The sequence below is a fragment of the Aquabacterium sp. A08 genome, from assembly GCF_011742065.1.
The window spans coordinates 1-6,824 of sequence record NZ_JAAQQT010000615.1; the positions used below are offsets into that span (position 1 = coordinate 1).

A 6,824-nucleotide genomic window follows, 5' to 3' on the forward strand; every position below is an offset into this window, starting at 1 on the left:
CACCTCCTCGTCGTGGACGACGAGCCCGACCTGCGCACCCTCTACGAACTCACCCTGCTCAAGGTCGGCTACCGGGTGGACACCGCCGACACCCTGGCCAGCGCCCGCGCCCGGCTGGCCGAACGGCACTACCAGCTCGTCATCACCGACATGCGCCTGCCCGACGGCCTGGGGCTGGAACTGGTGCGCCAAGTCACCGCCGAGCAACGGCCCGAAAAAACCATCGTCATCACCGCCTACGGCTCGGCCCACAACGCGGTCGAGGCCCTCAAGGCTGGTGCCTTCGACTACCTGACCAAACCCGTCGAACTGCCCCAACTGCGCCAGGCCGTGGCCACCGCCTTGCAAGGCCAGCCCAGCAACGCCACCCAAGGCCACCACGGCAGCGCGGCCCCCGCCCCCCAGCAGGCCGGCCCCAGCGCCCTCACGCCCCAGGCCGCCGCCGCGCTGGCCTGCATCGTCGGCCATTCGGCGCCCATGGTGGCGGTGCGCCAGCACATCCAGCGCGTGGCGCCCACCATGGCCCCGGTGCTGGTGCTGGGCGAATCGGGCACCGGCAAAGAACTGGTGGCCCGCGCCCTGCACGCCTGCAGCCACCGCGCGGCCGGCCCGTTTGTGGCCGTCAACTGCGGCGCCATCCCCGAAAACCTCATGGAGGCCGAATTCTTCGGCGTGCGCAAAGGCGCCTACACCGGCGCCACCGCCGACCGGCCCGGCTACTTCCAGGCCGCGCAGGGTGGCACCCTGTTTCTGGACGAACTGGGCGACCTGCCCCTGCCCATGCAGGCCAAGCTGCTGCGCGCCATCCAGGAACGGCAGGTGCGCCCCCTGGGCGCCACGCAAGAAGAAGCCACCGACGTGCGCCTCGTCAGCGCCACCCACCACGAGCTGGCCCGCGCCGTGCAGCAAGGCCGCTTCCGGCAAGACCTGTACTACCGCCTGAACGTGATTGAACTGCGCATACCGCCCCTGCGCGAACGCGCCAGCGACCTGCCCGACATGGCCCACGCCCTGCTGGCCCGCCTGGCCCAGCGCAACGGCCTGCCCCAGCCCCCCACCCTGGCGCCCGACGCCCTGGCCGCCCTGGCCCGCCACCCCTTCCCCGGCAACGTGCGCGAACTGGAAAACACCCTGGAACGCGCCCTGGCCCTGCACACCGGCCCCACCCTGGGGGCCGAGGCCATACAGCCCCCCCCCAGCGTGGCGCCCCCACCCCCCGGCTTCGCCGACAGCGGCTTTGCCCCCACCGTGCCCGCCCCGCTGCAAGCCCTGCCCCCCGGCACCCCGTGGCCAGCCGACGCCGAGCCCGACCGCGCCCACCTGGCCGCCCTGCTGGCCCACAACCGCTGGAACCAAAGCCGCACCGCCCGCCAACTGGGCTGGACGCTGGCCAAACTGCGCTACTGGATGCAGCGCCTGGGCCTGGGCGACAGCGCCTAACGGCACATCAACATTTCACATCAAATTTTGATGTGACCACCCCCATGCAAATGAGCCTTTGGGGGCTTTGTCCTAGGAGAACACACCGTGGAAGCCGCTGGCACGGATGCTGCATAACACACACCAGCCTCAAAACCTTGGGGTGGTTCAACCAACTTTTGGAGGGGAAACCCATGAAACTCAAGCAACGTGCCCAACAAGGCTTCACCCTGATCGAACTGATGATCGTGGTGGCGATCATTGGTATTTTGGCGGCTGTGGCGCTGCCGCAATACCAAAACTACACCAACCGCTCACGCGTTAACGCATGCCTGGCTGAAGTTGTTGCTGTTGCACGTGGTGCAGTTGCTGCAACTGCAAACCAAGAGCTAGACGATATGCCTGCCTACGCTCCTGCTGCCGACACTGATACTGCTTGCGCTGATTCAACTTACGATGCTGCCGCTCTTTTGGTAGCTGACGAAAGTTTTACTGCTACAGCACGTGATGTGAACAATACAGTTATTGAGTGCGATAACAATACTGGCAATTGTGCACGACAAGCAGCTCAGTAACCGCCGCTACTTTCTTACGAATACAAAGGCCCCATACGGGGCTTTTGTATTTGCAATGAACATTTAGTATCATTACTCATTTAAAGTAGTTTAACATCGCCGTTTAACAGTTCTAAGCCACCGCTTATCAGTTTACAAGAAAAGTCCGCCGTAATCACGGCATACTCATCGCAAGAGGTGCGCAAATGTCCAAGTACACAAAAGGCTTCACATTAATCGAGTTGATGATTGTGGTTGCTATTTTAGCAATTTTGTCGTCTATCGCATATCCAGCCTATATGCGCTACTTGGTACAAGCCCGCCGAGCGGAGGCTCAGGCTTTCATGCACGAACTGGCGCTGCGCCAAGAACGCTTCCGTGCCAACAACCCGCTTTATGGGGCCACCAACGCGGCAGGCATAAACGCCAACGTGGACACCCTCGACTTCTACAACTTCGACGTGCAAAACGCAACGGCAACGGGCTTCACCATCCGTGGCATTGCACAACTCGACCAAGCCAACCGCGATGCGGCCTGCACTCCACTGACACTCACACGCGATGGCACGCGCGGTCCAGCCGGTTGCTGGCGCGACTGAGGCTACAAATGAAAAAATATCCCCAGCGCGGTTTTACACTGGTCGAAGCCATGGTGGTGATCGCCATCATCGCCATCGTTGCGACCGTGGCCATTCCGGCTTTCACACAGTTCCTTGACAGCAGGCGCTTGGTCAACGCCGCAGAGTCATTGGCAAACCGCATCAGCTACGCAAGGGTTGAGGCGATCAAACAGTCGAAGCCGATCTGGGTGGGCGTATCCGCCGGTGACGACTGGGCCGTAGGCTTGGGCGATACCAACGCCTGCGATGGCACGGACGCGGCAAACTGCACCGTCAGCACCGACGTGAACGGGGTCACCCAAAACGTTGCCTACTTTTTCCCTGGTGACATCCCGGGCACATCGGTGGCCGTGGCACGGTCCATCCGGTTTGACCCCACAAGGGGGATTGCCACCGATGCCAACAGGACCCCCACAGACTTCACCATGACGGTCACCAATGCTGCGGGCAACAGCCTTCAGATTGATGTCAACCTGCTGGGAAGGGTATCTGTTTGCTCGCCTGGCGCAGTGGTCGGTGGCTACCCTGCGTGCAACTGATATGGACCACACCATGAAGCAACAGCGCGGCATATCCCTGGTCGAACTCCTCGTTGGCTTGGCCGTGAGCATATTTGTGCTGGCAGGCGCCGGTACGGCATTTTTGGCCCACAACGTCAGCGTGCTCAACAACCTCCGGGCCGACAAGCTCAACCACGACATACAAGTGGTGACCGACATCATGGTCAATGACCTGCGCCGTGCCGGTTACTGGAACAGCAGCGCACCAGGGGCCAACTTGGCCCAACCCAACCCATTCCGCAACATCTTTCTGGTCAACAACAACTGCGTCCTCTACGCCTACGACAACCGCAACGCGGCCAATGACGCCGTGCCTGATGGACAGGTACAGAATGCTGAACGCATGGGGTTCAAAATATTGAACAACGCCATCTGGATGAAAACCGCTGGAGATCTTGCTTCAGCGACCGATTGCACACAGGGCGACTGGACACGCGTGACCAACCCAGACCTCGTGACCGTGAACAATCTGAATCTGGCCCTGAATGCCCGGTGCATCACCCTCGATACCAACCCCATCGGGGAATTGGCCACGCCTTGCGCTGGCGTAGCCGGTAGAACTGTAGAAGTCCGACGCATAGACATCGGTGTTGCCGCCACACTCATCGCAGACAATGCCAGCCAGAAACAGGTCATTGGATCTGCTAGGGTGCGTAACAACGCGATTGTTGCCAACTAAGGGCTGCACCATGAAAAAAAGAGACCACCTACACAAACAACGGGGCGTAGCCACACTTTTGACAACCGTGGTTTTCCTGGCTGTGATGAGCATCATGGCGGTTTACGCCAACCGCAGCGCCATCACAGAAAACGCCATGATGAGCAACGCCTACCGCGCCAAACAAGCAGCCGAAGTTGCAGATGGTGCACTGGACTACGCATTGGCCTCATTCTTTGCCGGTGGCGCGGATTCACAAGTACAAAACCAACTCGACACGTTCACAGCCGCAGAACTGTCAGCGGCATTGGGTGGCCGCCGTGCAACCGTCAGCTATTGTGACCCATCCTCAACGCCCGCCAACTGCATAGCACCTGCTGGAGGCAACCTCACGAACCTGATGGTCGTTGCCACAGGTTGGAGCGATGACGGGACAGCTGTTCACCGCGTCAGCACACTGGTCACTGAAAATCCATTTTTCAGCGCTGCCCCCAAAGCACCGCTGATTCTGAAAGGTGCAGGGTCCAGCTTTCTCAGCGGCAACTTGTCACTCACCAACAATACAGCCACAGGCATCAACGTCTGGACGGGTTCAGACATCGGCAGTGCCAGTGGCAGTTTTGAAACATTTGGTCGTGTCAACAACGTGGACAGCCAGCGAATCTCCGAAAAGGTGCAGAACCGGTACTACCTTGGCCCGGACATTATTTACAACGACCAAAACCTTAAAAACGCCAACAACGATGAGTTCTACACCGGTGTGCTTGGGCGCTCTGCGAGCCAACTGGCTGGGGCTGCAGATTTCAAATTCTCCAGCGCTGCCGGCTTGCAAAACAGCAACAATTACGCCGGAAAAATCATTTACATCGACGGCGACTACACCCTGGACAGGGACTTGGGTACTGCCAATGCATCAACTATTCTGATCGTTAAAGGTAAGTTTGAGACATCGGGCAACCACAACGTGTACGGATCAGTTGTAGCTGGCAGCTTGGGCCGCACAGTGGGTACACCTACCATATATGGAAGCCTCATTGCGCTCGACGCCACATCGCTACAAGGCAACGTCAAAGTCATCATGACGCAGCAGTCCATCAACAACATGCAGCAACTCACGGTCAAATCAACTGTGGGCAACAGCTGGCGCGATTGGGATTAAAGGGGCATCACATGAAATCACGTCGCCATTCAAACGGCATAGTTTTGATTGAGGCCGTCGTATCGATGATGATACTTGCATTGGGCTTCCTTGGTGTTGCCAAAATGCAAACTGCTGTTGTGAGTGCCAGTGCAAATGCAAAAGCACGTGCCGAAGCCATGATGATTGCCCAAGCACGGATGGATACATTGCGGTACATCACCCAACAAGGGCAACACTTCTCCACTGTAGGCGGGTGCACAGGCGGCACGGTGCTGCAAAGCAGCGCTGCGCCCATAGTTCGAAATGGGGTGAATGCAAGCTACACCGAGTCCTGGGTAGTAACTGCCGTTTGTGTGCCTTCACCTAGGCACAGTGTGGTGGTCACGGTAGCGTGGACCGACGAACGAAACGCAGATCAAACCGTTACGCTGAACGGGGTCATTGCGTGGAACGACCCAGCTAAAAATGTTGCTTCGCCGCCACCCGGTGGCGCTGGCTCTGGTGGCTTCGGTACACCCTCTAACGTGCGCGTTGGTGACAACACACCAAAAGACAGCCTTGGCACGCCCAACGGAAAAGACGGCTCGGGTATTTTTTACAACACGGCAACCAAAGAATACGAACTCCGCGTGGCTATGCAAGGCGGCCCATACCGAACTGCCTTATACAGCAACGTACCGATTGTCAGAGTAACAGGTATTGTCGCCTTGGATACCACAACCGTCGGCAATACAAATTACACCGTCAATCTCAGTAGACTCAGATTATCCAATATTGCAGTTTATCGAACAGACATCACTTTTTGTATTTTTCCACTGCAATTCACCGAGGAAAACAATCCGCTGACATACGGTATGCGGAATGCCAACGACACAACTGGTGGGGCATTAAGCGATCCCGACGACCGTGCGGCTGCATACACTTGTTATGTTCCGGAGGGTTGGGCGGGCAACATCGGCCTGCTGAACTACGAAGTTTCCAACAGCAATCCGGAAAACTACGCTTGCCCAGATGACCAACAAAACAATTCTTACGTTGAGGCAGCAAGGTCCCACAAGGTTGAAATTGTTGACGGTACAGGTGTTATTGGTCAAAGCGGTGTATTAACCGGCCATGAGACCATGCTTATGCCTGGCTACCCCGGTCTGACCAGACTTTCCAGATTGGATTTTTTAGTCATTAAAAGGCCGAATGGTCAATTTGGCGGTTGCGCCGAACGCATTGGCAACACCACGGGCGTTGTTGCCACTGGCGCCAACACCAATGGCGCGACTTACAACATATTGATGCGTACCGGTGCGCCGTTGAGCAGAGCCACTTCGCCGGTAACACCAGGGATACCAAGTATTCGTTACTCAGGCTATATTGTTGACCGCTACACCGAGGGCCTAGACGGCGGCTTTAAGACAATATCTGGAAGCGTTGGCAATTGTGGAATAAGCATTCGAGCCGTCACTTCAGCAGCAACCTTCATTTGCCCAGTGAACGGAAGCACTTACACGTGCCAAGTGAGCCACAACTCATCCGGAAACATTGGACGCTGGGACACTGCCACTTCGCAATTCACTGCCGGACTGAGCTATCAAAACGTGGTGACAAATTTGACCAATCAGAATTTGACTTGCAACTAAAACCATCGGCCTGTGCTTGCTGGTCAATCGCATGAACTGGTCACCCAACTTCGGCCCCCGCCCCCCCGGCACCGAAGTCAGCCTGATCGTGGTGCACTCCATCAGCCTGCCGCCCGGCCAGTACGGCGGGCCGGAGGTGCCGCAGTTGTTCACCAACACGCTGGACTGGGACGCCCACCCCTACTTCCAGGCCATCCGTGGCCTGCAGGTGTCGGCGCACTACTTCATCCGCCGCACCGGC

General features: G+C 58.0%; 7 protein-coding genes and 1 pseudogene. All 8 read left to right on the forward strand.

Features of this window, described 5'->3' with window-relative positions; translation table 11 throughout:
* Positions 1 to 1,440: sigma-54 dependent transcriptional regulator (locus HA630_RS10555; protein WP_243855380.1), on the forward strand; the 1,440-nt coding region annotated here is incomplete at its 5' end.
* A 173-nt stretch (positions 1,441 to 1,613) separates the two neighbouring features.
* Complete coding sequence (locus tag HA630_RS26570) at positions 1,614 to 1,994, forward strand: prepilin-type N-terminal cleavage/methylation domain-containing protein (protein ID WP_166834568.1); 381 nt, start codon at positions 1,614 to 1,616, stop codon at positions 1,992 to 1,994.
* 185 nt (positions 1,995 to 2,179) lie between these two features.
* Entirely contained in the window at positions 2,180 to 2,572 is a 393-nt protein-coding gene (locus HA630_RS23635; RefSeq protein WP_166834576.1) for a type IV pilin protein, read from the forward strand.
* Between the two features lie 8 nt (positions 2,573 to 2,580).
* Complete coding sequence (locus HA630_RS10570; protein ID WP_166834578.1) at positions 2,581 to 3,132, forward strand: GspH/FimT family pseudopilin; 552 nt, start codon at positions 2,581 to 2,583, stop codon at positions 3,130 to 3,132.
* A 13-nt stretch (positions 3,133 to 3,145) separates the two neighbouring features.
* Positions 3,146 to 3,832 (forward strand): prepilin-type N-terminal cleavage/methylation domain-containing protein, encoded by a 687-nt coding sequence (locus tag HA630_RS10575; protein WP_166834570.1) that lies wholly within the window; start codon positions 3,146 to 3,148, stop codon positions 3,830 to 3,832.
* A 10-nt stretch (positions 3,833 to 3,842) separates the two neighbouring features.
* Positions 3,843 to 4,970: a hypothetical protein gene (locus HA630_RS10580; protein ID WP_166834572.1), complete on the forward strand. Its 1,128-nt coding sequence runs from the start codon at positions 3,843 to 3,845 to the stop codon at positions 4,968 to 4,970.
* An 11-nt stretch (positions 4,971 to 4,981) separates the two neighbouring features.
* On the forward strand, positions 4,982 to 6,583 hold the full coding sequence (locus HA630_RS10585) for a hypothetical protein (protein ID WP_166834574.1): 1,602 nt from the start codon (positions 4,982 to 4,984) through the stop codon (positions 6,581 to 6,583).
* 31 nt (positions 6,584 to 6,614) lie between these two features.
* Positions 6,615 to 6,824, forward strand: a pseudogene (locus HA630_RS10590) (1,6-anhydro-N-acetylmuramyl-L-alanine amidase AmpD); the annotation flags it as partial.